At 70.8% G+C, this 24,501-nt stretch carries 22 protein-coding genes and 1 tRNA gene; 12 read left to right on the forward strand and 11 right to left on the reverse strand.

Translation table 11 applies throughout. From position 1 onward, the window contains the following. Nucleotide 1: 1 nt before the first annotated feature. Nucleotides 2–988 carry an ABC transporter permease gene (locus ACRYM6_RS11175; protein ID WP_432542946.1) on the reverse strand — a complete coding sequence of 329 codons (987 nt, stop codon included), beginning with the start codon at nucleotides 986–988 and terminating at the stop codon, nucleotides 2–4. 4 nt (nucleotides 989–992) lie between these two features. Beyond that, the gene (locus tag ACRYM6_RS11180) at nucleotides 993–2,690 is read right to left on the reverse strand and encodes an ABC transporter substrate-binding protein (RefSeq protein WP_432542947.1); all 1,698 of its coding nucleotides are present in this window, start codon (nucleotides 2,688–2,690) and stop codon (nucleotides 993–995) included. Between the two features lie 209 nt (nucleotides 2,691–2,899). On the opposite strand from ACRYM6_RS11180, the gene ACRYM6_RS11185 reads away from it, so the two are divergent. Then, nucleotides 2,900–4,123 (forward strand): ROK family transcriptional regulator, encoded by a 1,224-nt coding sequence (locus ACRYM6_RS11185; protein WP_432542948.1) that lies wholly within the window; start codon nucleotides 2,900–2,902, stop codon nucleotides 4,121–4,123. Here ACRYM6_RS11185 and ACRYM6_RS11190 read toward each other — a convergent pair. The 3 genes from ACRYM6_RS11190 to ACRYM6_RS11200 all read right to left on the reverse strand — a co-directional run bounded on the left by ACRYM6_RS11190 (nucleotide 4,113) and on the right by ACRYM6_RS11200 (nucleotide 6,731). Continuing rightward, nucleotides 4,113–4,859 (reverse strand): class I SAM-dependent methyltransferase, encoded by a 747-nt coding sequence (locus tag ACRYM6_RS11190; protein ID WP_432542949.1) that lies wholly within the window; start codon nucleotides 4,857–4,859, stop codon nucleotides 4,113–4,115. The two genes, ACRYM6_RS11185 and ACRYM6_RS11190, sit on opposite strands and share 11 nt — an antisense overlap. 64 nt (nucleotides 4,860–4,923) lie before the next feature. Beyond that, nucleotides 4,924–5,694, reverse strand: a complete 771-nt coding sequence (locus tag ACRYM6_RS11195) for a TIM barrel protein (RefSeq protein WP_432542950.1) — start codon at nucleotides 5,692–5,694, stop codon at nucleotides 4,924–4,926. After that, nucleotides 5,691–6,731, reverse strand: a complete 1,041-nt coding sequence (locus ACRYM6_RS11200) for a Gfo/Idh/MocA family oxidoreductase (RefSeq protein ID WP_432542951.1) — start codon at nucleotides 6,729–6,731, stop codon at nucleotides 5,691–5,693. The genes ACRYM6_RS11195 and ACRYM6_RS11200 overlap by 4 nt, the downstream gene beginning before the upstream one ends. A 120-nt stretch (nucleotides 6,732–6,851) precedes the next feature. On the opposite strand from ACRYM6_RS11200, the gene ACRYM6_RS11205 reads away from it, so the two are divergent. From ACRYM6_RS11205 to ACRYM6_RS11215, 3 genes are all read left to right on the forward strand, one after another. Next, nucleotides 6,852–7,808: a LacI family DNA-binding transcriptional regulator gene (locus ACRYM6_RS11205; RefSeq protein ID WP_432542952.1), complete on the forward strand. Its 957-nt coding sequence runs from the start codon at nucleotides 6,852–6,854 to the stop codon at nucleotides 7,806–7,808. Nucleotides 7,809–7,865: 57 nt separating this feature from the next. Further along, nucleotides 7,866–7,938, forward strand: a tRNA-Lys gene (locus tag ACRYM6_RS11210). A gap of 372 nt (nucleotides 7,939–8,310) precedes the next feature. Beyond that, on the forward strand, nucleotides 8,311–8,898 hold the full coding sequence (locus ACRYM6_RS11215; RefSeq protein ID WP_432542953.1) for a GIY-YIG nuclease family protein: 588 nt from the start codon (nucleotides 8,311–8,313) through the stop codon (nucleotides 8,896–8,898). A gap of 11 nt (nucleotides 8,899–8,909) precedes the next feature. Here the strand turns inward: ACRYM6_RS11215 and ACRYM6_RS11220 are convergent, their stop codons facing one another. Continuing rightward, entirely contained in the window at nucleotides 8,910–9,959 is a 1,050-nt protein-coding gene (locus tag ACRYM6_RS11220; protein WP_432542954.1) for an HNH endonuclease, read from the reverse strand. A gap of 48 nt (nucleotides 9,960–10,007) precedes the next feature. On the opposite strand from ACRYM6_RS11220, the gene ACRYM6_RS11225 reads away from it, so the two are divergent. Beyond that, entirely contained in the window at nucleotides 10,008–10,316 is a 309-nt protein-coding gene (locus ACRYM6_RS11225; protein ID WP_432542955.1) for a pyrophosphohydrolase domain-containing protein, read from the forward strand. A 1,158-nt stretch (nucleotides 10,317–11,474) separates the two neighbouring features. Further along, nucleotides 11,475–11,714, forward strand: coding sequence for a hypothetical protein (locus ACRYM6_RS11230; RefSeq protein ID WP_432542956.1), 240 nt, complete (start codon nucleotides 11,475–11,477; stop codon nucleotides 11,712–11,714). A 189-nt stretch (nucleotides 11,715–11,903) separates the two neighbouring features. On the opposite strand, the gene ACRYM6_RS11235 is transcribed toward ACRYM6_RS11230, so the two are convergent. After that, complete coding sequence (locus tag ACRYM6_RS11235; RefSeq protein ID WP_432542957.1) at nucleotides 11,904–13,115, reverse strand: hypothetical protein; 1,212 nt, start codon at nucleotides 13,113–13,115, stop codon at nucleotides 11,904–11,906. 823 nt (nucleotides 13,116–13,938) lie between these two features. Here ACRYM6_RS11235 and ACRYM6_RS11240 point away from each other — a divergent pair. Beyond that, nucleotides 13,939–15,288 carry a DUF2254 domain-containing protein gene (locus tag ACRYM6_RS11240; RefSeq protein ID WP_432542958.1) on the forward strand — a complete coding sequence of 450 codons (1,350 nt, stop codon included), beginning with the start codon at nucleotides 13,939–13,941 and terminating at the stop codon, nucleotides 15,286–15,288. 72 nt (nucleotides 15,289–15,360) lie between these two features. Here ACRYM6_RS11240 and ACRYM6_RS11245 read toward each other — a convergent pair whose 3' ends face one another. Continuing rightward, on the reverse strand, nucleotides 15,361–16,809 hold the full coding sequence (locus tag ACRYM6_RS11245; RefSeq protein WP_432542959.1) for an FAD-dependent oxidoreductase: 1,449 nt from the start codon (nucleotides 16,807–16,809) through the stop codon (nucleotides 15,361–15,363). Nucleotides 16,810–16,836: 27 nt separating this feature from the next. Then, nucleotides 16,837–17,961: an ACR3 family arsenite efflux transporter gene (arsB, locus tag ACRYM6_RS11250; RefSeq protein WP_432542960.1), complete on the reverse strand. Its 1,125-nt coding sequence runs from the start codon at nucleotides 17,959–17,961 to the stop codon at nucleotides 16,837–16,839. A 100-nt stretch (nucleotides 17,962–18,061) separates the two neighbouring features. Here arsB and ACRYM6_RS11255 point away from each other — a divergent pair, with 100 nt between their 5' ends. From ACRYM6_RS11255 to ACRYM6_RS11265, 3 genes are read left to right on the forward strand one after another with little or no spacing between them, the layout of a single operon-like run. After that, the gene (locus ACRYM6_RS11255; protein WP_432542961.1) at nucleotides 18,062–18,469 is read left to right on the forward strand and encodes an ArsR/SmtB family transcription factor; all 408 of its coding nucleotides are present in this window, start codon (nucleotides 18,062–18,064) and stop codon (nucleotides 18,467–18,469) included. Between the two features lie 8 nt (nucleotides 18,470–18,477). After that, the gene (locus tag ACRYM6_RS11260; RefSeq protein WP_432542962.1) at nucleotides 18,478–19,038 is read left to right on the forward strand and encodes a GNAT family N-acetyltransferase; all 561 of its coding nucleotides are present in this window, start codon (nucleotides 18,478–18,480) and stop codon (nucleotides 19,036–19,038) included. Between the two features lie 40 nt (nucleotides 19,039–19,078). Then, on the forward strand, nucleotides 19,079–19,486 hold the full coding sequence (locus ACRYM6_RS11265) for an arsenate-mycothiol transferase ArsC (protein WP_432542963.1): 408 nt from the start codon (nucleotides 19,079–19,081) through the stop codon (nucleotides 19,484–19,486). A gap of 157 nt (nucleotides 19,487–19,643) precedes the next feature. Here ACRYM6_RS11265 and ACRYM6_RS11270 read toward each other — a convergent pair whose 3' ends face one another. After that, on the reverse strand, nucleotides 19,644–20,348 hold the full coding sequence (locus ACRYM6_RS11270; RefSeq protein WP_432542964.1) for a DUF2306 domain-containing protein: 705 nt from the start codon (nucleotides 20,346–20,348) through the stop codon (nucleotides 19,644–19,646). Nucleotides 20,349–20,555: 207 nt separating this feature from the next. Continuing rightward, nucleotides 20,556–21,242 carry a TetR/AcrR family transcriptional regulator gene (locus ACRYM6_RS11275; RefSeq protein ID WP_432542965.1) on the reverse strand — a complete coding sequence of 229 codons (687 nt, stop codon included), beginning with the start codon at nucleotides 21,240–21,242 and terminating at the stop codon, nucleotides 20,556–20,558. A gap of 254 nt (nucleotides 21,243–21,496) precedes the next feature. On the opposite strand from ACRYM6_RS11275, the gene ACRYM6_RS11280 reads away from it, so the two are divergent. Both ACRYM6_RS11280 and ACRYM6_RS11285 read left to right on the forward strand, forming a co-directional pair. Further along, nucleotides 21,497–22,246: a FadR/GntR family transcriptional regulator gene (locus ACRYM6_RS11280; RefSeq protein ID WP_432542966.1), complete on the forward strand. Its 750-nt coding sequence runs from the start codon at nucleotides 21,497–21,499 to the stop codon at nucleotides 22,244–22,246. A 519-nt stretch (nucleotides 22,247–22,765) separates the two neighbouring features. Next, nucleotides 22,766–24,352, forward strand: coding sequence for an ABC transporter substrate-binding protein (locus ACRYM6_RS11285; protein ID WP_432542967.1), 1,587 nt, complete (start codon nucleotides 22,766–22,768; stop codon nucleotides 24,350–24,352). Nucleotides 24,353–24,501: the final 149 nt, after the last annotated feature.

Here is a 24,501-nt window from a genome sequence, read left to right on the forward strand (position 1 = left end):
CTCAGCGGGCGCGGGTGCGCGGGTCGATGAGCGTGTAGAGCAGGTCGACGACGAGGTTGGCGCCCAGGACCGCGAGGGTGATGAACAGGAACACGCCCTGCATCAGCGCGTAGTCGTTGTTCGTCACCGCCGCCAGCAGCCGGGAGCCGATGCCCGGGTAGGAGAACACCTGCTCGGTGACCACCGACCCGGACACGACGAACGCCAGCGAGATCGCGAACCCGGCCACCGAGGGCAGGACCGCGTTGCGGGCGGCGTAGTCGCGCAGGATCCACCGGTTCGGCAGCCCCTTGGCCCGGGCCGTCGTGACGTAGTCCTCCGACAGGGTGGAGACCATCATGTTCCGCATGCCCAGCAGCCAGCCGCCCACGGAGGCGACGACGATGGTCAGCGCCGGCAGGAAGCCGTAGTAGACCGCCGAGCCGATGAACTCCGCGTTCCAGCCCGGCGACAGGACGACGTCGTAGCCGCCCTGCGCCGGGAACAGGCCCATGATCCGTGAGAGCAGGTAGACGAGCACCAGCGACAGCCAGAAGTACGGCACGGCCGCCAGCAGCGTCGTGGCGGGCACCATCGAGTCCAGCCAGGTGCCCGGCCGCCACCCGACGAACGCCCCGAGCAGCACCCCGAGGACCGCGGCGATGGCGGTGGCCAGGCCGATGAGGACGACCGTCCACGGCATCGACGCCGAGATGACGTCGGTGACGGGGGCGGGGAAGTAGCTGATGGACGTCCCCAGGTCGCCGCGGAAGATGTTGCCCAGGTAGGTCCAGTACTGCGACAGCAGCGACGCGTCGGTGTCGCCGCCCAGCAGCGTGGCGTACGCCTTGCGGGTCTCGGGGGTGATGACCGTGCCGCGCTGGCTGAGCTTGGCCAGCAGGATGTCCACCGGGTCCCCGGGCAGCAGCCGGGGGATGACGAAGTTCAGCGTCAGCGCCGCCCAGAAGGCGATCGCGTAGAAGCCGAGCTTGCGGAGCAGGTAGTTCACGACGTCAGCTCGCGGCCTTGGGCGTGAGGGTCTTGAAGATCTCGGCCGCGTCGAAGTCGGACCACACCGCGGGGAACGCGTACTGGTCGTCGTTCGTGGGCCAGCCGGAGAACTTCGCCACGTTCCAGACGCTGGTGTTGGAGCCGGTCATGACCGGGATGTAGGGCATCTGGGTCGCGACGGCGCTCTGGATGACGTCGAACCGGGCCTGGCGGCCGGCGGTGTCCTCCGGGGACAGCGTCTGCAGCTCGTCCAGGGCGGCGTCGACGGCGGGGTCGGAGAACCGGGAGTAGTTGTTGCCGTTGGCCTTGGTGCCCACCGGGGCGGTCATCCGGCCGTCGTAGAAGTAGCTGTAGAGGTAGAACGGGTCGGGGGCCGGACCCTGCCACAGCGAGTCGATGGCGAGCTCGAAGTTCCCCTTGAACCGCTTGTCGGTCCACTCGTTCCAGGAGGACTGGGCCGTCTCGACCTGGATGCCGGCGGCCTTCGCCTGGGCGGCGATGGTCTGGATGGCGGTGATGTAGTCGGTCCAGCCGGTGACGACCTCGATGGTCAGCGTGAGCTTCTGCCCGTCCTTGGCGTAGATGCCGTCGGGGCCCTTGGCCCAGCCCGCGGCCTCCAGGATCCGGGCGGAGGTCTCCGGTTCGGCGGTGGCGGGGGCGACCTTCGGCTCCACCTGCGCCGAGATGGTGTCGGCCTGGGTGCTGGTCAGCGCCATGCTCGGGGAGATCTCCGTGGCGGTGTCCTGGAAGGCCAGCTTGTTCAGCTGGGTGCGGTCGATGGCGTGGAAGAGGGCCTGCCGCACGGCGGGGTCGGTCTGCGGTCCCTCGCAGCCCAGGGCGGCGTTCGCGCAGGCGCCGAGGACCATCTGGTTCTGCGAGACGGACCCGGTGTCGTAGTTCGGGAAGTTCTTGTTCGTGTTGGCCATGTCGGGGATCGGGCCGGTCTGCCAGTCGATCGTGCCGGCCGCGATGGCGTCGGCGCCGGCCTGGTTGCCCGAGAGGGCCAGGAAGCGGACCTTGGAGACCTTCGGCGCCCCGCCCCAGTACTTCGGGTTGGCGTCCATGGTGAAGGCCTGGCCCTTGAACTCGCTGAGGGTGTAGGCGCCCGTCCCGACCGGCTCCTCCAGGACGTCGGCCTCGGGGTCGATGTCCTTCCACAGGTGCTCGGGCACGATGACGATGGTGCTGAGCACGTCCGGCCCGGAGGTGTAGGCGGGTTCGGCCCAGGTGAAGGTGACGTGGGTGTCGTCGACCTTGGTGACGGTGCCGTCGAAACCGGTGCTGTTGAGGGCCTCGTGGTCCAGCAGCATCTGGAAGGTGAAGACGACGTCGTCGGCGGTGAAGGCCTCGCCGTCGGACCAGGTGGCCCCCTCGCGCAGGGTGACGCTGAGCTCGGTCCCGGCGTCGTTCCAGGCGTACTCGGTGCCCAGCAGGGGCTTGGGCTCGGCGTCGGCGGCCGTCTTGTTGATGAAGAACAGCGGCTCGAAGATCAGGCCGGCGCCGCCGATGTCGGAGGGGGAGTAGGGGTTGAAGTTGACCTGGTAGTCACCGGCCTGGCCGGTGTAGGCGACCAGCGTCGTGCCGCTGTCCCCGCTGTCGGCGCCGGCGGAGCAGCCGGCGGTGAGCAGGAGGGTGGCTGCGGCCCCGGCGGTGAGGAACCGGGTGAGGCGGGTGGTCCGGTGGGACGTGCGACGGGGCATGTGGAGTCCTCGGTCTGCGGCCGCAGCTCGCGGCGGTGCGAGTGCCGGACCGCCCCGCGGGCACCCCCATCGGTGGGCGGGTGGAACTCGGTCCGTCTGTGAGCAACTTAATTAAGTTGATGAAGTCTCGTCAAGGGTGCGGTTCCCGCCGCCGGGGCGCACTAGAGTCGGCGGGCAGCCGGACCGCCGGCACGTGGCGAGGAGCGGTGATGACGTCCGTCGACGACCCCGGGGTGGTGCGCCGCCCCGCCCGCGGTGGCGCGCGCGAGCGGCTGCTCGACGCCCTGCGCGCCTCCGGGCCCGTCAGCCGCGTCGAGCTCGCCGCCCTGACGGGCCTGACCGAGGCGTCGGTCTCGACCACCGTGAAGCGGCTGCTGTCCGAGGGGGTCGTGGCCGAGGTCGGCCGCGCCCCCACCGGCGGCAAGCCGCGGACCCTGCTCCAGCTCGACCCCGGCGGCCGCACCGCCGTGGGCATCGACCTGGCCACCACCACCGTCACCTACGTCCTGACCAGCCAGACCGGCGGCATCCTGGCCCGGCTGACCCGCCGCGTCGCGCCCACCGCCGACGCCGCCGACCTCGCGACCCGGCTCGCCGCGGACGTCGACCGGCTGCTGGGCGGCAGCGGGAGCTCCCGCGAGACGTGCCTGGGCATCGGGTTGGTCTGGGGCGGCCCCGACGGCGGGCTGCTGCGGCGCACCGGCGGCGGGTCCGGGACCGCCGAGGGCGCACCGGTGGACGGGGAGGAGCTGCGCCGCGCGCTGAGCGGGGCGACCGGCTGGCCCGTGCTCGTCGAGAACGACGCGACCGCCGCCGCCGTCGGGGAGTACTGGGTGGCCCGCGTCGACGCCTCCCGCTCGTTCGCGGCGCTGTACTGCGGCGCCGGGATCGGGGCCGGGATCGTCCTGGACGGGGTCGCCCTGCGCGGCGCGCGGGGGATGGCCGGGGAGTTCGGTCACGTCTGCGTCGACGTCGACGGCCCGGCCTGCCGGTGCGGTTCGGCCGGCTGCCTGGAGGTCGTCGCCGGGCCCGAGGCCGTCGTCCGCCGCGCGCTGCAGGACCCCCGGGCCCGGGCCGAGGCTTCCCTGCGGGAGTCCTCCCGCCGGGCCCTGACGACCGACTTCGCGGCGATCGCCCGCGCCGCGCGGTCGGGCGGCGCCGGCTGCCGGGCGCTGCTGGACCACTCGGCCCGGTACGTCGCCGTCGCCGCCGAGAACCTCGTGAACCTGCTCGACCTCGACCTGCTCGTCCTGACCGGGCCCGGCTTCGCCGCCGCCCCCGCGATCTACGGCGCGGCGATCACCGACCGAGTGGGGTCGGCGCGCTCGCGCGTGTGGGGGCGCGCGGTGACCGTGACCGTGTCGTCGGCCGCCGCGACCGCCCCGGCCGTCGGGGCGGCCGCCCTGCTGCTGCAGGAACGCCTCACCCGCTGAGCCGGGCCAGCAGGCTGAAGGAGTTCGGCAACCGGCCCCGCCAGGCCGCGGCGTCCACGTCGCCCATCCGCCAGAACGGCTCGGGGTGCTCTTCGAGGACCTCGACGCCCAGGCCGGCGCCCAGGACGGCCGTCACGATCCCGGCGAACGTGTGCTGCCGCTCGACGGCGCCGAAACCGGGGAAGGAGTCGTTGACGTGCGAGGCGGCGAAGTAGTCGCGGTCGGGGCGGATGCGGGGGGTGTCCTCGTCCCAGGAGTACAGCGGCACCATCGGGTGCGACTCGTGGACGAACAGGTGCCCGCCCGGGCGCAGCACGCGCGCCACCTCCGCCGCCCACGCGCCCAGGTCGGCCACCCACACCAGCGCCCCCTTGCCGGTGTAGACCAGGTCGAAGGCGTCGTCCGGCACCGGGAACGGCGGGACGTCGGCGCGGACGTACCGCACCGGGTGGCCGAGCTCGTCGGCGCGGCGCTGCGCCCACGCGACGGCCCGCTCGTCGTAGTCCAGCCCGAGCACCGTCGCCGCGCCCGCCCGCACCAGCGCGACGTCGTCGACGCCGTTGCCGCTCATCGGGTGCAGGACGTCGGGGCCGGCCGTGAGGACCGGGGCGAGGATCCGCCGCTCCACGGCGAACAGCTCGGCGGTGCGGGCCTGGGCCAGGAACTGCTCGTGCTCGCGGACGTACTTCCCGGCCGCCTGCGCCCACGCCCGCCGGGTCCGCTCGTGGTCGTCCACGCCGCACCACCCTGGTGCACTCCGCGGCCGGGCGCCAGGGGTTTCCCCGGCCACCCGTGCGGGGTCAGACCGTCCAGGCCGCCCGGAACGCCTCGACCGCCGCGCGGCTGTCCCCGGACGCGAACGCCTCCAGGGCGACCACGCCGCGGTACCCGACCGCGTGCAGCGCCGCCGCGAGCGCCGGGTGGTTCAGCTCGCCGGTGCCCGGCTCGCACCGCCCCGGGACGTCGGCCACCTGCACCTCACCCAGCCACGGCGCGCACGCACCGATCAGCTCGATCAGGTTCCCCTCCCCGATCTGGGCGTGGTACAGGTCCAGGTTCACCCGCAGGTGTGGGCTGTCGACCGCCGCGACCAGCGCCCGCACGTCCGCCGCCGCCGCGAACGGCGTCCCCGGGTGGTCCACCGCCCGGTTCAGGTTCTCCAGCACGAACACCACGTCGTGCCGCTCACCCAGTTCCGCGACCCGGCGCAGCGTCCGCTCGGCGGCCAGCCACATCGGGCCCGTCACCACCTCCACCGGCCGCACCGGCAGCCCCCGGTCGTCCAGGCCGGTGCCGTGCAGGTTCAGCACCGGGCGCCCCAGGGCGCGGGACGCCGCGATCGACCGTTCGGCGCTGGCGAGGAGGCGGTCGGCGCCGTCGGGGTCGACGAGCTCGCCCTCGACGTACCCGGTCATCGACGTGAACGTCGCGCCGGTGGCGGCCAGCTCGTCGAGGTCCTTCGTCCACCAGTCCCAGATCTCCACGCCGAAACCGGCGGCGTGCAGGACCGCGACGCGCTCGGCGAGGGGGAGGTCGAGGAACACCGTCTCGGCGCACACGGACAGGTTCACCGGACGCGCCCGTCGACGGTCGCGGCGGCCACCCGGGGATCGACCGGCCCGCCGGAGCGGACGGAGGCGATGCAGGACAACGCGATCGACAGCGCCCGGCGCGCGTCGTGGCCCGTGACGGCCGGTTCCCGGCCCTCGCGCACGGCGGCGGCGAACTCCGCGAGCTCACCGGCGTAGGCGTCGCCGAACAGCTCGACGTCGCCGCGGGGGGTGTCGGTGTGGCGGCCGCCGGCATCGGAGACGGCGAGGGCGTGGCGCGGCTGCCCGCCGATCTCGAGGCGGCCCGCGGAGCCGAACACCTCCCCGCGCACGTCGTAGCCGTAGCTGGCGGAGAAGTTCGCCTCGGCGGTGGCGAGGGCGCCGTTGTCGAAGCGGACGGTGACGACGGCCGTGTCGAGCAGGCCGGCGTCCTTGAACTCCGGCGCGACGAGCGCGTCGGCGACGGCGTACACCGAGACCGGTTCGGCGCCGGGGTTCAGCCACAGCAGCGTGTCGAAGTCGTGGATCAGGGTGAGCAGGAAGACCGCCCAGGCCGGGACCCGGCCGTAGTCGGGCAGGCCGGGGTCGCGGGTCAGGGACCGCAGCAGGTACGGGGTGCCGACGCGGCCGTCCTCGACGGCGGCGCGGGCGGCGGCGAACTCGGGGGCGAAGCGGCGGTTGAAACCGACCTGGAACGCGACGCCCGCGGCGGCGGTGGCGGCGATGCCGCGGTCGACCTCGGCCAGGGACAGCCCGGCGGGTTTCTCGCAGAACACGCCCTTGCCGGCGCGGGCGGCCTGCTCGACGAGGTCGGCGTGGGCCTCGGTGGTGGCGGTGACGACGACGGCGTCGACGCCCGGGTCGGCGAGCAGGTCCGCGACCTCGGCGTACCCGGTCGCGCCGAGCGGGGAGGCCAGGGCGTCCGCCGCGCCCGGGCGGGGGTCGGCGACGGCGGCGAGGCGGGCGCCGGGGACGCGGGTGGCGAGGAGGTGGGCGTGCGAACTGCCGATGCGGCCGGCGCCGATGAGGCCGACTCCGACGGGCTGGACTGCGGACATGCGATCGCCTCTCCGTGGGTGTCCCTAGAGCGCTCTAGGGCTAGACCGCTCTAGGCTCGCGTGGTCGCGGCGTCCCGTCAAGCGGCCCGTTAGGGTGAGCGCGGACCCGGGGAGGGGCGCGTGGAGCAGGTGACGATGGCCGACGTGGCCGCCCGGGCCGGGGTGTCCCGCGCCCTCGTGTCCATCGTGATGCGCGGCGTCCCCGGAGCCAGCCCCGCCAACCGCGAACGCGTCCTGCGCGCCGCCGCCGAGCTCGACTACCACCCCGACCAGCGGGCCCGGCTCCTCGGCTCCGGCCGCAGCCGCACCCTCGGCGTCGTCCACGGCCTGCACGAGCCGTTCCACGGCGACCTGCTCGAAGCGCTGTACGCCACCGTCGGCGCCGGCCCCTGGCGGATCGCCCTCGAACCCCGCGGCCGCACCCGCGACGAGGCCCGGGCCGTCCGCGCCCTGCTCGACCAGCGCGCCGAAGCCCTCCTCCTGCTCGGCCCCGCCCTGCCCACCGCCGACCTCACCGACCTCGCCGCCCGCGTCCCCGTCGTCGTCCTCGCCCGCGCCGTCCGCAGCAGCACCGTCGCCGTCGTCCGCACCGACGACGACGCCGCCGCCCGCACCGCCGTCGACCACCTCGCCGGCCTCGGCCACCGCCGCATCGTGCACCTGCACGGCGGCCGCGCCCCCGGCGCCGCCGAACGCCGCGCCGGCTACCGCGCCGCCGTCACCGCCGCCGGCCTGCACCCCGAGCTGGTCACCGGCGACACCGCCGCCGACGCCCTCGCCACCGACCCGCCCGACGCCGTCCTCGCCTTCAACGACGAGACCGCCGCCGCCCTCATGCACACCCTCCGCGCCCGCGGCCTCGCCGTCCCCGGCGACGTGTCCGTCGTCGGCTTCGACGACAGCTCCGTCGCCGCCCTGCCCACCGTGTCGCTCACGACCGTCGGCCAGGACGCCGCCGCCCTCGCCCGGCACGCCGTCGAGCAGGCCGAAGCCCGCGTCGAAGGCACCGGCGAGGCGCGCCGCGAGGTCGTCGTCGCGCCCCGGCTCGTCGTGCGGGGGAGCACCCGGGCCCGCTGAGGGGGAGTGGAGGGGGCCAGGGGCGTCTGCGATGATGACGCCGGACCTCCGGGTCCGGGGCCTCTAGCTCAATCGGCAGAGCAGCGGACTTTTAATCCGCGGGTTCAGGGTTCGATCCCCTGGGGGCCCACCTCCCTGACCTGCACCGACGCCGGCTCCACGGCACCGCTGGTCTGACTCGACGGCAGCACGCGACGGCAACGTGGGTCTACGTCCTCCGGCTTCGACCAGGAGTCCCGCCGTCTCGTTCCGAGAGAACGGCGCCCCGTGAGAACGCCGTCCAGCGGCACGTCGAGACGTCGATGCTCGATGCGCTGGTCGTCAGGCTCCTCGTCCACTGACGTCGGAAGAGTCCACTTCGTCCGACGAAGGGGATGGAGATCGACGAGGTGAGCCGAGAGCCAGGGCGCTGGGTGAGCAGGGCGTCAGCGGATCTTGAGGCACGACGTCGTCAGTCCCGGTCAGCGAGCACGGGAACCACAGCATCGGCCACGATGCTGGGATGAGCGCCAGTCTCCTCAGCCCCGACCGGCTCTGGACGCGGGCGGAGGTGCTCGCACGTCCTACCCCTGTCCCGGCGGCGAACGGTGTGTACGCCTGGTACTTCGACACCGCCCCATCCGTCGTGCCGGTCGACGGGTGCCACCAGGTCGATGGGATGGCGCTGCTGTACGTCGGCATCTCACCCAAGCGGCCACCCGCCAACGGCGGCCCGGTGAGCAAGCAGACGTTGCGTAGCCGGGTGCGGTACCACTACCGCGGCAACGCCTACGGCTCCACGCTGCGGTTGACGCTCGGCGTCCTCCTGGCCGACGAGCTCGGCATCGGTCTGCGCCGCGTCGGCAGCACCGGCAACCGGCTGACGTTCAGCGACGGCGAGGCGGTGCTCAACGAGTGGATGGCCGCACACGCCCGGGTCTGTTGGGTCGAAGACCCACGACCGTGGCTGACGGAGACGAAGCTCATCGAGGGCGTGGACCTGCCGCTCAACCTCTTGCAGAACGCCCACGGCAGCTTCTACGCCCAGCTGAGTCAGGCGCGAGCTCGGCAGAGGGAGCTGGCTCGGTCATTGCCGGTTCTGCCGCGTTGATGTCACCGATCTCAGGAGGTCACGGCCCAGGCTGTGCCGGCGTGCCCCTCGGTCGTCAGGTGCACCACGTCACGCAGGAAGGACCTGCGCTGCTCGGCGGTCTTGGCCTCCGCACGGCCAGGAGCGCGCATGGTGAGCTGCAGGCTCCTCTTGAGCGGGTGCGGCGAAGCCATGATCGCTTCGTTGCGGGCGTCGAGAGCCTGCACCTCCGTCTCGGTGGGACGACGGTTGCTCTTGGCCAGGTTGCACCCCGCGCACGCCACGACGAGGTTCCACACCGCGTTGAGGTCCGGCCCACGCCAGGACCCGGTCCTCATCCACGAGTACGGGAAGACGTGGTCCACGTGGACGTCACGCTTCAGAGTGGTCAGCGTCTGGTGGCAGTAGAAGCAACGGCCGTGTTGAAAGCCCACGAGCGCATGCCGCGCGGAGGCCACGTGCGCGCGGCGGATGATCGGTGCCTGCAGCGCCTCCCCGTCCGCGGACAGCACCACACCACTGCGCAGCAAGGACGTGCCAATACCGGCGTCGAAGGAGGTCTCCACGATGGACCAGCGGGCGTCCAGTTCGTCGCTCAGCACCGCGGCGCCGGCGGCGACCTGGCGCAGCTCCGGCGTCAGGTGCACCCGACGGTCCTTGCCGCGCCCGCGCACCTCGTAGAAGGTGTGCCCCACGGTGCTGCTCGCCGACCCGTTGTCGCGCAGGTTGTGGAACTTCTGCATGACCATCGCCGGCATCGACGTGACCGCAGCTTCGAGCAGCCGCTGCGTGGGCTGCCCGGCCGCCAGGCTCGCCTCGGCTTCCTCGACGGCGATGCTGAGGAAGTCCGAGGCCGCGAGCTCCTGCTTGGCCGAGACTTGCGGGTAGCGCTGAGCCCGACGCACCAGTGCCATCGCGTACGGGGCGGCCAGCTCCGCCACGGTGAGGTCGTCGCGTCCCTCACCGGCGGCCTGCAGCAGCGCCTCACCGAGGGCGAACTTGTAGGTGCGCGAATTGGCGCCCATCAGCACCGCTAGACGCCATGACGACTGCGCTGTCGGCTCACTCCGATAGAACTCCACCCACCCAGCATGCCAAGCAGGACCGACACGCCAGGAAGTGAGAGGCCAGTGGGCAAGCTCGTCCGCGACCGCATCCCCGAGCTCATCCGCGCCCGAGGCGCCGAACCTGTCACTCGTGTGCTCGACGAGGCTGAGTACGACACCGCCTTACGCGACAAGCTCGTCGAGGAGGCGCAGGAGCTCCGCAACGCCAGCAGCTCCGGCGAGCTCCTCGCCGAAGCCGCCGACGTCTACGAGGTCCTCGCGGCTCTAGCCGACCGGCTGGGTGTCGACCTCGGCACCATTGCTCAAGCAGCTCAACACAAGCGCGCTGAGCGTGGCGCCTTCGAGGAGCGCATCTGGCTCGAGTCCTACTGAGCGCCCCGCAGCACTGCTGTGAGAACTTTCTCTACTCCGTCAAGGCGGCGGGCGAAGCCCGCCCGCCGCTGGACGCAGCATTGCTCACCACCCTGCGCGCGGCCTGACGGCCGTGCTTGCGCGGCTCGCGCGCTGCGCCTAGCAGCATTGTGACGTGTTGCCGCCACAACCTCCGGAGAGAAAAGACGCCCACCGGCCAAGTAGTACCAGGGGCTCCCGCCCCTGGACCCCGGCTGCGCTGCACAGATGCGCGCACGATTTGGGTGCAGCTAACCCAGCCACCGCGCATCTGCGCACCGCCTCAATGACCACCATCGGCGCCCACGCGCACGTTTGCCCAGGCCACTGTGAGATGCTCGCGGACGGACCGGGATTGCCGATGGCTTACGCCCTTGGCTTTTTGCATTGTTGCGGGATGGGGCTCGTAAGCCAATAGAGTCTAAGCATGTCGGTACCGGTGTTGCCTGAAGCGATGTTGGCTATAGCTGTCGATGCAAACGCCATGCCACATGGTCAACTTGATCTTGAACGTATCCGTGAACTTTTGAACTAGTGCGCGCTAAAGGGTGCGACGATATGGAGGTCTGGGTCCCTGAGCCCGTGCTTTGGGAATGGGCTGAACATGCACACGCTCGCACGGTCTCAGCCTGGTCTCAGGTCAAGACGGCTATGCGACAGGTCGCAGTGACGGAGCTGCTATCCCAAGTCGTCCCCGAGCTGCCTACGTTTCTTCAGGACGTCGAAGAAGTGGTCGCAATTTTCGAGGGAAAACTCTTAAAAGCTGGCGCTAACATTCTTCACCTGTAAGCATTTCCGGAGGCGGCGATCAGTGCGATCCGGGACCAGGTGCTGGGGTTGAAGGCGGGGCGCACTAAGAGCGATAGAACCAAGGGTGCGGTCAAGACGGGAGCATCAGACTCGGCGTCCTTCCGTCTCGTCGAAGCGGCCGCCGGCGGCGACCTTGATCGAGTCGCTCTTTGGAGCTCCGGTAGAGATGCGTGTGAACATTTTAATGGAACGAACCTGACCATCATTGGTGCCTGGGTTGCTCTGCAGACGGCACTGTATGGCATGGTCGCCGCGCCTGAGCTTTAGGTCGAGGAGATCACCGAGGTTCTGCGCGACCTCCCTGGAAGTCCAAGTGCTGACGGACTAGGCGTGACAATCTTGACAGCTGGGTTCGATGTGTCGGGTCTGCGCGAAACGTTCGGTTATTCTTTTCACCCAATTGCCCCTGCTCAGGCCACTATTGAGCAAGTCCGTGAGGTCTTGTCGGTGCAGAGCGTGGACGTTGCGCCTGATGGACTCATCGCCCAGGCTGTGGCCTCAGTTTACGTCGACGCGCGTATTGAAGTTCAGTGGTGGAACGATGTGCAGGACTCTCTGGAGTCAGACTGATCTGAATTTTCCTGGTTTCCCGCAGAAATTGAGTTCGTCTTAAAGAAGGTAGAGGATGAATGGATTTTTCACGTCTGGTCTGTTCGCTTCACCTGAGTCGAATTGATCGGTGCTCTTCGCTGCATCCTCTCTGGTCGCGGCGTCCTCTTCAGGTTTCTGGGGACAGAAGGACGTAGGGCGTCTGGGTGACTATGAGGAAATATCGAGCGGTTTCACCCCAAGAAACGCATCGGTGTAGCTTTCGTCGGGAAACGACCCGTGCAGGATCACTTTTTTGGTCAGTTCAATCACAAGGTCCCGAGTGAGGCGGAGCTTGTCGGATGCGTCGGATTGTTCAATAAGATCGCCATGGGCTGACTTGCTGCGCAATCCGTAAAATGAGTTTAGAAGGTTATATACTTCTTTTCTGCGGGTAGGATCGTTTGAGGCAAGAAAAGCGCCTCGCATACGCAGCTTGTAAGAGATTTCCCCCTCTTGCTGGGGGAAGAGGAGTGCCTCCAGGGCAATCCCGAGATCGAGAGCAACATCTTCTGTTAAGGTTCGCGACTTCGACTCATTCACCCTCCTCAGGGCGATCGAGGCGCGCTTGTTGGCCTTTCCTTTCAAGTTGAAGTATCCCTTGATGAGCGGCTGAATTGCTTGCTCTTCTACTGGATCATCCGTCACTTCAAATTGATGGTCATGAACCATGGCGGGGAAGCTGTACCCCCCTATCACGTCGGGCACCAAGAGGTCATCCTCTCCACCTTGATACCACTCGGCCACGATGGCAACTGCCTTGTCGGTCACCAGAGTGCAGCACAGGACGGCAGATTCTATAGGCGTCCTATCGGGCGTCCTGTTGCGTCCTCCAAAACTCTCATCTTGGGACACTACTGGGCCGATAGATATCTTGCGCACGATCGCCGCACTAGGCCTTACCTTTTGATGCCAATTGTCGACGGTTTCACTCACCGATGAGCGCGGCAGTTTCCCCCACGGGTAGAGAAAAAGATCCTGATCGATTTGAATGACATCTTTGAAGCGAAGACCCCAGATAGGAGCTACTTGCATTACTTCTGTGCGATTTACGGCCAGGGCTTCGATGAAGTCTTCCAGCGCCTTCTCGGGGCCGTCGACGCGTGCTCGCGCCAGGACTCGGTGCGCTAGTGTCGCCAAGGGCCAGGTTCCCCTGCTCCCTGGCCCTTGGCGGACGAACACTTCTTTGCTGGGATCCAAATTGGCTGCCACGGCTATCCCCTTCCCAAGAGTAGTCAGCTCACTCTCAGGAATACCGCCGACCATCTGTTTTTGATGTGCCAGGGATGCTGTCTTGCTTTCTTGATGCGCCAGGTGCGGAGAGTCGGTGGCAATCTCTGTCAAGCGGGCGACCTGATCAATCAGGTGTCGATGATTGGGCATGATTCGCTTCCGTCGGCGGGTCTCGCAAACTGGTTAACTGTCTAACACATCCATCGTGTCGGTCGTAGGTGTGGGCCCTGTGTGAGGCTGCTCGAGCGGATGACCCACCGGGGCATGCCGGTAGGGGGCTCAGCAAAGCTCTGAGCGGTACGTGACGGTCAGTCTCAGGCCGGGAACAGCGCCGATGCGGGCCCCACCGCACGTACTGGAGAGCATCTCAAGCTGCGGTCGTTGACGCACCGGCAAGTGTCCATCGGAGTGACAACGGACTCGGACGACCAGGGACTCACGGATGGAGCTGGAGGCGGCAATAAGGAAGGCGAGTCGCTGTGGACGTACCTGCGAAGCTTCGGCACGAAGAGCCGGCAAGCAGTGGACGTGGCCATCGAGTGATGGCTTTCGCCTGTGTCGGTGATCGTCACAGGTCCTCGCTGACGGCAACTGCGACGGCAACACGACGGCAGCCGCCCCGCCTCACCCGCACGCCGACGCACCGTCATCGCAGGTTAGCCGCCCTCCGCGGACCCCGGCGGACGGCCCTCCCGCTCCTTTAATCCGCGGGTTCAGTGTTCAAGCCACTGGGGGGCCACACTCCCTGACCTGCGTTAATGCGTCCTCAGAGGCACCTTCCCGGTGCCGCAGCGGCTGACGGCACCCTCTGTGGTGAGCGCGCCAGCCCCTCAGCAACGCGGTCCCGTCCACCGGGACCTGCACGCCGCCCGCCGCAGCACCTGGGGTGCGCCCGAGACCGACGGCGGATCCGCTGCACGATCAGGTGGCAGGTGCGGGGGATCTTCCGTCCCTCCCCGGGTAGGGGAGAGACGTGGGCAGGAGAACCAGCAGCACCCGGCACGTCGAGCGGTCCCAGGCGGTGGTCTGGCTGTGGCCCGGCGTGGCCGGCGCGGTGGCTCTGGCGGCGGCCCTGGTCCTGGCCCAGGTGCGCCCGGAGGAGAGTTCCACGGTGTCCCGGCTGGCCTGGCCCGGTGGGAACGACGCGGCCTCCACGATGCTGCAGGCGATCGCGGCCGCCTCCATCAGCGTCATCACGCTGACCTTCTCCCTCACCGTCGTGGCCCTGCAGCTGGCGTCGCAGCAGTTCTCCCCGCGCCTGTTGCGCGACTTCATGCGCGACCCCTGGACCAAGGCCGTCCTGGCGGTCCTGATCGCCACGTTCGCCTTCTCCCTGACGGTGCTGCGCGGGCTGCGCCCGGACCGGCCCCCACCGGCGGCGGCGCTGCTGGTGGCGTTCGTGCTGGGCATCGCCTCGATGGCGGCGGTGCTGGGGTTCATCAGCCACCTCACCCGGCTGCTGCGGGTGGACACGATGATGCTGAGCGTCCACGACGAGGCGGCGAGGGCGATCGACACCTTCTACCCCTCCCTGGGGGAACCGGAGCCGCGCCGCCCGGACAGGTCGGACCCGGACTGGGCCGCCGGGACGGGGGTCCCCGCCACGGGCAGCGGGTTCGTGCGCACGGTGGACGTCGCCGCTCTCGTGCGCGGCGCGCGCGAGCACGGTGCGTTCGTCTGGATCGACACCCGCCCCGGGGACCACGTGGTCACCGGCACCCCGCTGGCGACGGTGTGGGCGCCGGACCTGGACGAGCACGGCCACGGGGAGCTGGCTGAGCGGGTGCGCCGGGCGGTCGTGTGCGGGTACGAACGCACCGTCGAGCAGGACGCCGCCTTCGGCTTCCGCCAGCTCACCGACATCGCCGTCAAGGCCCTCTCACCCGGCATCAACGACCCCGTCACGGCCGCGCACTGCATCGGGCACACCGCCGACCTGCTGGTGCGGCTGACGGGCAAGTGGCTCGGGCCGACCGTGCACGAGGACGAGGAGGGCACCGCGCGGGCCGTCGTGCCTGACCGCGACCTGCGCTACTACCTGGACCTGGTGTGCGGGCAGGTGCGCCGCTACGGGCAGGGCGAGCCCACGGTGCTGGCCGCGCTGCTGCGCATGCTGCGCGACGTGGCCGCGGCCACCCGCGACTCGGGGCACCTGCAGGAGGTGGAACGCCAGGTGCGGCTGATCCTGGCGGAGGTGCCCGAGACGATGGTCGAGGCGGACACCGAGCAGGTGCACGACCTCGCCGAGCGGGTGCGCGCCGCGGCGGCGGGGGACGTGCGCGCCGCGTACCGCGACCGCGCCGGCGAGACTCGCTCGATCTGAAGGCGGCGGCGCGGCGGGAGGTGCCTCCACCGAGCCCGGCCGTCCCGGCCCCGCACGGGTGGACCGGGACCGTCAGCGGCGCGCCGCGCGTTCACCGGCGCGCCCGTGGGCCAGGCCGGTGGGGAACCCGAGGGTCGCCGGTTCCGCGGTGACCGGCCCACCGCAACACCCGGCGCTCGCGGTGCCGTCGAGGTCGAGGGTCCCGCCGCTCGTGTCCGCGGGGGGAGTGGAGGAGCAGACCCCGGTCTCGGGCAGGTCGAGCCGCACGTCGGCGGCGGCAGCGGCGTCCCCGGCCAGGGCGGCGGCGATGGAGCGCACCTGTTCGTAGCCGGTGGCGAGCAGGAACGTCGGCGCGCGTCCGTAGGACTTCATCCCGGCGATGAAGAAACCGGGTTCGGGGTGGGCCAGCACGTCCGCCCCGTGCGCCGGGACGGTCCCGCAGGAGTGGAACTCGGGGTCGATGAGCGGGGCGAGGCGGCGGGGGGCCTCGACGCCCGGGGCGAGGTCGAGGCGCACTTCGCGCAGCATCGCCAGGTCGGGCCGGAAACCCGTCGCGGGAACGACCACGTCGACGGGCAGCCGGCGGTCCCCGGCCGGGGAGGAGGTGGTGACGGTCAGCGCGTCCCCGGACGTGTCACCGGACGCCTCACCGGACGCCTCGACGGCGGTGATCGTCACCCCGGTCAGCAGTTCCACCCGGCCGGCGTCGACGGCGGCGCGCAGTCGGGAGCCGAGGGCGCCGCGCGCGGGGAGGCCGTCACGGTCCCCGCCGCCGAACGCGCGGGCCGCCGAGGCGCCGCGGACGGCCCACGTGATGACGGTGCCGGGTTCCTGCCCGGCCAGGGCGACGAGGTCCAGCAGCGTGTTCGTCGCGGAGTGCCCGGCCCCGACGACCAGGACCCGGCGACCGGCGAACCGTGCCCGGTCCGCGCCGAGGACGTCGGGCAGGGGACCGCTGAGGTGGTCGCCGGCCTCGGTCTCCCCGATCGTGGGCAGCCCGGCGGCACCCAGGGGGTTCGACCGCCCCCACGTGCCGGAGGCGTCGATGACCGCGCGCGCCCGGTGGTCGACGAACGCGCCGTCGGGGCCCTGGGTCCGGACGAGGAACGGCCGGTCGCTGCGGCCGTGGCTGTGCGTCGCGTCCATCCCGACCCGGCTGACGGCGACGACGCGCCGGCCGGTCCGGATCCGCGGTGCCAGGGCGGGGACGGCGGCCAGCGGCGCGAGGTACCGCGTGACGAGGTCACCGCCGGTGGGCAGCCCCGCCGGGTCCGGGCTCGTCCAGCCGGTCGCCTCCAGCAGTCGGACCGCCGCGGCGTCGAGGTCGTACCGCCACGGGGAGAACAGCCGGACGTGGGACCAGGCCCGCACCGCGGACCCGACCTGGTCGCCGGCCTCCAGCACCAGCGGGTCGAGGCCACGTTCCAGCAGGTGCGCGGCAGCGGCCAGGCCGACCGGCCCGGCGCCGATCACGACGACCGGCAGGTCACCGCGGTCGGTGGCGGCGGGGGGAGTGGACACGGTCGGTTCTCCTTCGGGGGAGGGAGGTCAACGGCGGGACGAGGCGGCGGCGCTCGCGGGCACCGTGGGGTCGCCGGGAAAGAAACGCCGCCCCGCCCACAGCGCGACGTGGACGAGCGCGACGAGGACGGGCACCTCGATCAGCGGGCCGACGACCCCGGCCAGGGCCTGCCCGGACGTGACGCCGAAGGTGCCGATGGCCACCGCGATGGCGAGTTCGAAGTTGTTGCCCGTCGCGGTGAAGGACAGCGTGGACGTCTTCGCGTAGCCCAGGCCGATCGCCCGCCCCAGCACGAAGGACCCGGCGAACATGACGACGAAGTAGGCCAGCAGGGGCAGCGCGATGCGGGCCACGTCGCCGGGCCGGGAGGTGATCGCGTCCCCCTGCAGGGCGAAGAGCAGGACGATGGTGAACAGCAGGCCGTACAGCGCGACCGGGCCGATCCTCGGCAGGAAGCGGTCCTCGTACCAGGCGCGGCCCCTGGCCCGTTCGCCCAGCGTGCGGGTCAGGAACCCGGCGAGCAGGGGGACGCCCAGGAACACCAGGACCGAGACGACGATCGCGCCGACGGAGAAGTCCGCGCTGGTCGTGGGCAGGCCCAGCCAGCCGGGCAGGACCTGCAGGTAGAACCAGCCGAGGGCGGCGAACGCCAGGATCTGGAAGACGGAGTTCACCGCCACCAGCACCGCGGCGGCCTCGCGGTCCCCGCAGGACAGGTCGTTCCAGATCAGCACCATGGCGATGCAGCGGGCCAGGCCGACGACGACCAGGCCCGTGCGGAACTCCGGCTGGTCCGGCAGCAGCAGCCAGGCCAGGGCGAACATCAGCGCCGGTCCGACGAGCCAGTTCAGCACCAGGGAACTGACCATGAGGCGTCGGTCGGCGGCGATGCGGCCGGTCTCGGAGTAGCGGACCTTCGCCAGCACCGGGTACATCATCAGCAGCAACCCGACGGCGACGGGCACGCTGACCGAGCCGATCTCCACCGCGCCCAGCGCCTCGTCCAGCCCGGGGACCAGCCGGCCCAGCAGCAGTCCGGTGGCCATGGCCGCGACGATCCACACCGGCAGGAAGCGGTCCAGCACCGAGAGCCGGGCCAGGACCGGGGCGTCGGCGCCGGCCCGGCGTCCCTCCGCGACGACGTCGCTCACGAGCAGGTCCTCCCATCGATCGTCATCGATGCGACCCTGTCAGCAGACATCGATGCCTGTCAATATCGACAGGTCTCGATGTCTGCGGCACCATGGGGCCGTGGCCACGCTCACCCCGACGACGCGCGACGCTGCCCGGCCTGCCGTCCGCCCCGACGCGGACCCCGCCGACTGCTGCGCCCCGCTGGCCCGCGAACCCCTCAGCGCCGAGGCCGCCACCACCCTCGCGCGGACCCTGAAGGCGCTCGCGGACCCCGCCCGCCTGCGCCTGCTGTCCCTGGTCGCCTCCCACGACGGCGGCGAAGCGTGCGTCTGCGACCTCATCGAGCCGCTGGGCCTGAGCCAGCCCACCGTCTCCCACCACCTCAAGGTCCTCGTCGACGCCGGCCTGCTCACCCGCGAGAAGCGCGGGGTGTGGGCGTACTACACCCTCGTCGCGGAGGCGATGAACGCCGTCGCGGCCGTCCTCACCGCACCGTCCGGCCGCACCAGCGCCTCCACCTGCTGACCGCCGCCGTGACGACACCACCTCCCCACGGCCCGCACGGCATCGCCGTCTCCCCGCTCACCGGAGCGGACTGGCCCGAGGTCCGCGCCGTCCACGCCGCCGGCATCGCCACCGGCCACGCGACCTTCGACGCCGACGCCCCGGCCACCTGGGCCGCCTTCGACGCCGGCAGGCACCCCGACCACCGGTTCGTCGCCCGCGACGAGCACGGCGCCCTGCTCGGCTGGGTCGCGGTCTCGCCCACCTCACCCCGCGCCGTCTACGCCGGCGTCGTCGAGCACTCCGTCTACGTCGCCCCCGGCGCCCGGGGGCGCGGCGTCGGGCGACGACTGCTCGACGAGCTGGTCACCTCCACCGAGGACGGCGGCATCTGGACCCTCCAGGCCTCGCTGTTCCCCGAGAACCTCGCCAGCGCGGCCCTGCACCGGGCGGTCGGGTTCCGCGAGGTCGGACGCCGGGAACGCATCGCCCGCATGACCCACGGCCCGCTCGCCGGCCGGTGGCGCGACACCGTCCTCATCGAGCGCCGCAGCCCCGTCGCGGGTGCCGCGGCCCCACCGGCCCGCTGACACCCGCCCCGCCCCGAACCCGTCACCCCAGGAGATCGTCGTGCCCGAACCCCGCATCCTCTTCGTGTGCGTCAAGAACGGTGGGAAGTCGCAGATGGCCGCCGGCCTCATGCGTCAGGCCGCCGGGGACGCCGTCACCGTCGACTCCGCCGGAACCCGGGCCGGTGACGGGCTCAACGCCCTGTCGGTCGAGAGCCTGGCCGAAGTCGGCGTGGACATCAGCGCCGAGCGCCCGAAGCAGCTGACCGACGACCTCGTCCGCGCGGCCGACCTCGTCGTCGTGCTCGGTCGCGAGGCGCAGGTCGAGCCCGTCGACGGCACCCCCGTCGAGGTCTGGGAGACCGACGAGCCGTCCCGGCGCGGGATCGAGGGCGTGGAGCGGATGCGTCTGGTCCGTGACGACATCGCCGTGCGGGTCCGAGGTCTGGCGGAACGCTTCTCGTCGTGAGGGGGGACCGTGCTCACCCACCTCCACCAGCTGACTCCTGGCTGACGGACCGGCTGGGCGCCCCCGGGGACGGGAGCGCCAGCCGACTCCGCTGACCCCTGGATCTCACTGCTGGGCAGCGGGAACGAGGCGCACGATCCCTCGGGAACTCCCGCCGTCACGCTGCCGTCGTCGGGGTCCGTGCGATCCCCGCGGGGGAGGGCCGCGATCCGGCGAGCCTCGTGAGGGAACGCTGGACGATGAAGAACTCCGTGACGAGCACGTTGCCCAGCAGGGACATCCAGGCGCTCACGGTGTACACGTCCTGGTAGGTCAGCCAGTCGACGGAGTCCATGAGCGCGAGCAGCGGCAGCTGGTACACGCGCAGGGTCACGGCCGCGAAGGTCAGCGAGTAGTTCCGGATCATCCAGATTCGGTGCAGCTGCACCTCGCCCCGGCGGATCGTGCGGTACGCCATCGCCGCCGTGTACAGCCACGCGGCGATCAGGGTGAAGAAGGCGACCTGGAGCGGGAACCCGCTCTTGGTGACCGCGGAGGCGTACACGGCCGCCAGGGAGGCGCCGACGACGGCGACCAGGTAGGTGCGCCCCAGGACCCGGTGCAGGCGGGGGAACCGTCGGCGCCACTGCGGGACGAACTGCAGGGGACCGATGACCAGGGCGGTACCGGCCGGTACCGCGTGGATGACCAGGCTGGTGTAGTAGCCGGGGGTGGTGCGGTCCAGGCCGGGGACGGTCGTGCCGCCGACCAGGTAGGGCGGGACGAAGACGGCTGCGACGCCGAACGCGCCCAGCGTCAGGAGTCCCCACAGGAACCACCAGGAACGTCGACGGCCCGTCGGGGAGTGGGCTCCAGCGGTCATGTTCTTCATCTCCCGGGTGGGTGGAGGCGCGGGGGACGTCGACGTCCCCGTGGCTCCGGGCGTCGGCGGCGCGTTCAGGCTGCTGCGGGTCGCTCCGGTGCCCGGCGTGGAGCCGAGGAACGGGCCGGGGAGCACCCACGTCCTTGACGCTACACCAGTAAGCAAACGGGTGTAAACCTCTGCGGGGAACGCCCGGCGGGAGAGGGGTCACCCCGCCTCGGCGGCTCCCGCGAGGACCCGCGCCGCCTCGCCGCTGACCTGCACGTGGGCCAGGGTGCCGATCAGCCGCGCGTCGATGTCGGCGGGCCACGGGAACAACGAGGTCGTCTGGCGCAGCTCGGCGCGCCCGTGCAGCCCCACCCACAGCGCCGCCGCGTCGGCGACGGCGTCCGTGCTGGCGGAGGTTCCCGCGTCGATGCAGCGCTGGAGGGCCTCCACGAGGACCGCGAAGGCGTTCTGCCCGATGTCGGCGCGCGCGGCGAGTTCGGCCTCGTTCCCGGGCGGGACGTCCGCCGCGTTCCAGGCGCCGCCGAACATCAGCCGGTACCGCTGGGGCCGTCGTGCGGCGAAGTCGAGGTAGCGCCGGCACACGCCGACCAGGTGCGTGAGGGGGTCGACCTCGCCTGCGTCGGGGTCCTGCCCGCGCAGCAGGAGTTCCAGTTCGGCGAAGGCCTCGTCCACGACCGCGCGCAGGATGGCGTCGACGCTGTCGAAGTGGCGGTAGATGGATGGTGCGGAGATGCCTGCACCGCGGGCGACCGCGCGCAGGGTCACCGAGGCGGCCGAGCCCTCCTCCAGCAGGGACGTGGCCGCGGCGACGATGTCGGCCCGCAGGCGGGAACCCTCGCCCCGGGGGTTGCGCGTACGGGGTTCGGAGGTCTGCGGCTGGGGCACGAGGGGACTCTACGCACGATCCTCGGTGCGTATGCTTACGCCCGTATCTCCAGGGTGGATCCCGAGGAGCGCCTGAGGCCCGGCTGTGACGTTGGCGCGAGTACTGGACCGTCGATCGGGGTTTCGCCCGGTCAGTCGAAAGCGGCTCGCGAGACGCCACCTGTAGCAGGTCGAGGGAAGGGCCCGTGCCCGCTAGGATGTATGACGTCAGATGTAGAGGCACGCTCGCTGATCGAGACGCAAGGGACCAGTACATGATCGACGCGGCACGCTCTCCCAGGCAAGATCATGTGCTGTTCCGTGCTGCCCGTCCGGCCAGGTCTCGAAGCTCGGAGACGGCCAGCCAGATCAAGGAGTACATCCTCACCCGCAACCTGCACCCGGGCGATCCCTTGCCCACCGAAGCCGAGCTGTGCGACTTCCTCGGCGTCTCCCGGTCCAGCGTCCGCGAGGCCGTGCGCACCTTGACGACCCTGGGTATCGTCGAGGTCCGCCACGGGCACGGCACGTACGTCGGGCAGATGTCGCTCGACGCCCTGGTGGAGACGCTCGTCTTCCGCGGGGTCCTGCAGCCGGGTGATGACCTGCGCGCGCTGCGCGAGGTCATCGAGATCCGCCAGGCCCTCGACCTGGCCATGGCCGAGAAGCTGGCCGAAGCGGTCGGGGGAACCACCAACCCCGAGCTGTGGCAGTTGGTGGAGGAGATGGAGGAGGCGAGCCGGCGGGGAGAGGGCTTCGCGGCGCAGGACCGGCAGTTCCACACCGCACTGCTGGCCCGGATGACCAACTCGATCATCGCTCCCCTCGTGGGCGCTTTCTGGGACGTGCACACCGCTGTCGTGCCCCGGCTGAAGGTCGCCCTGCCCGACGACCTGGCGCAGACCGCCGCCGCGCACCGCGAGATGCTCCGGGCGGTCGAGGCGGCGGACCCGGGGTCTTACCGAGAGGCTGTCCGTCGCCACTACGAGCCGCTCGTGCGCGCACTCGGAGCCTCGCCGCTCTGATGGTTCCCCTCCTCGTCCTCGGTCGCCAGGGCTGCCGGGGGACGTCGTCCGCTGCACCCGCCGGGCGCTGACGGACCACCCGTCGCCGGCCTCGAACTCCCACCGGCGAACCCGATTCCCGTCGGCTCGCGCGCGACTCGGCCCGGCGTTCCGGGCTGGAGCGAGTGCGGGCAGCGCAGGTGCGGGAAAAGTTTCGACGCCACGCCGGGCGTGCTCAGCGGCTGACCGTCGATCGCGGTCGTCCCGCGCTGGGGGAACGCGCGCCGGTGAGCCTGCTGACCGCTTCGAGGTCGCTCAGGGTGTCGCCCACGCAAGGGCGAGGGTGCCCGAACCCGACGCGGTGACATCGGGGAACCCTCGACATGGCGGGGTGCTCCTCAGTTTCGAGGCGGCCTTGACGCCATCCGGGTGACTCCCTACCATCACAAATCAGACATCAGATGTCCTACCTCGAGGAGACTCGTCGCAATGCCGCACAGTCCCGCCGAAAAGCCCTCCCGTCCCACGCGCCGGAAGTTCATGACCTTGACCGGTGGTGTCGGTGCCGCCGCGTTCACCGCCTCGCTGGCTGCCTGCGCCGGTGAGGAGAACCCCAACAACCGCAGCGAGGGCGCTGGTGAGGCGGAGACCGCGGCGGCGGTGAACGAGAACGGCACCATCGTCGCCGGCATCTCCTACGAGCTCGGCACCAACGGCTACGACCCCATGACCACCAGCGCAGCCCTCACGGTCGCCGCCAACTGGCACACCTTGGAAGGTCTCACCGAGATCTCCCCGGCCGCCGAGCGCGAGGTCTACCCCGCCCTGGCCGCGGAACTGCCCACCGCGCTCGACGACACCACCTACGAGGTGACGCTGCGCGAGGGAGCCGTCTTCCACGACGGCACGCCCGTCACGGCCGACGACGTCGTCTTCAGCTTCGAGCGCGTCCTGGACCCGGCGAACAAGTCCCTCTACGCCGGGTTCATCCCCTTCGTGCAGGCGGTCACCGCGAAGGACGACACCACCGTCACGGTGAAACTCGCCTACCCCTTCTCCCTCGTCGCCGAGCGCCTGGCCGTGGTGAAGATCGTCCCGCGCGCCGCCGTGACCGCCGACCCGAAGGCCTTCGACGCCCTGCCCGTCGGCACCGGCCCCTACAGGATGACCGACAACGGCGCAGCGTCGAAGACCATCGCCTTCGAACGCTTCGAGGCCTACACCGGCTCCCGCCCGGCGCTCGCCGCTGCCATGCAGTGGCGCATCCTGCCCGATGAGTCCACGCGCACCAACGCCTTGACCTCCGGTGCGGTGCAGGCCATCGACTCCGTGCCCTACCTCTCCATCGCCTCCATCGAACGCGAAGCCACCGTCGAATCGGTGCAGGGCTTCGGTCTGCTGTTCGCCATGTTCAACTGCGGCTCGGCCCCCTTCGCCGACGTGCGGAACCGCCAGGCGGTCCTGCACGCCATCGACGTCGAGGGCGTCATCGCCACCGCTCTGCTCGGCAACGCCACCCCGGCCACCTGCTTCGTCCCCGAGGACCACCCCGCCTACCGCCAGGCATCCGTCGTCTACGGCGGCGACGGTAACGAGGCGGCCCGGCTGCTGGGCGAAACCGGGTTGAAGAGCGTGCGCCTGCTGTGCACCGACCACGACTGGGTCGCCAAGTGCACCCCGATCATCAAGCAGAACCTCGAGGCGGCCGGTCTGGCCGTGGAATTCACCCAGAAGAAGTCCGCCGACGTCTACAACACCATCGACGGCAAACCCGACGACTACGACATCGTCATCGCCCCCGGTGACCCCTCGGTCTTCGGCTACGACGCCGACCTGCTGATGCGCTGGTGGTACACCCCCGACACCTGGACCGACCTGCGCATGCACTGGAAGGGGCAGCCCGCCCAGCAGCAGGTCCAGCAGTTGCTCGACGAAGCTGCTCAGCAGAGCGGGGAGCAGCAGCTCGCGACCTGGGGGCAGGCCTTTGACCTCCTCAGCGAAGAGGTGCCGCTCTACCCGCTCTTCCACCGAAAGACCCCCACCGCGTGGAACGCCGACACCCTCGACGGGTTCGAGCCCATCCCGCTCACTGGGCTGAGCTTCCTCGACGTCGCCTCCACCAACTGAGGTCACGGTCGAAGTCCGGGGTTGAAGCTGAGGCGCAGCGCCGCGAGGTCCAGGCCCGGTGGACGCCTGCGCCCAGCGCGCCTGAACAAAACTCTGGCGACAAGGACGACCCCGGACCGCTGTCGTGGCGAGGACCCGTAGTGATGAGG

The organism is Kineococcus rugosus (genome assembly GCF_050871975.1).
GTDB lineage: Bacteria > Actinomycetota > Actinomycetes > Actinomycetales > Kineococcaceae > Kineococcus.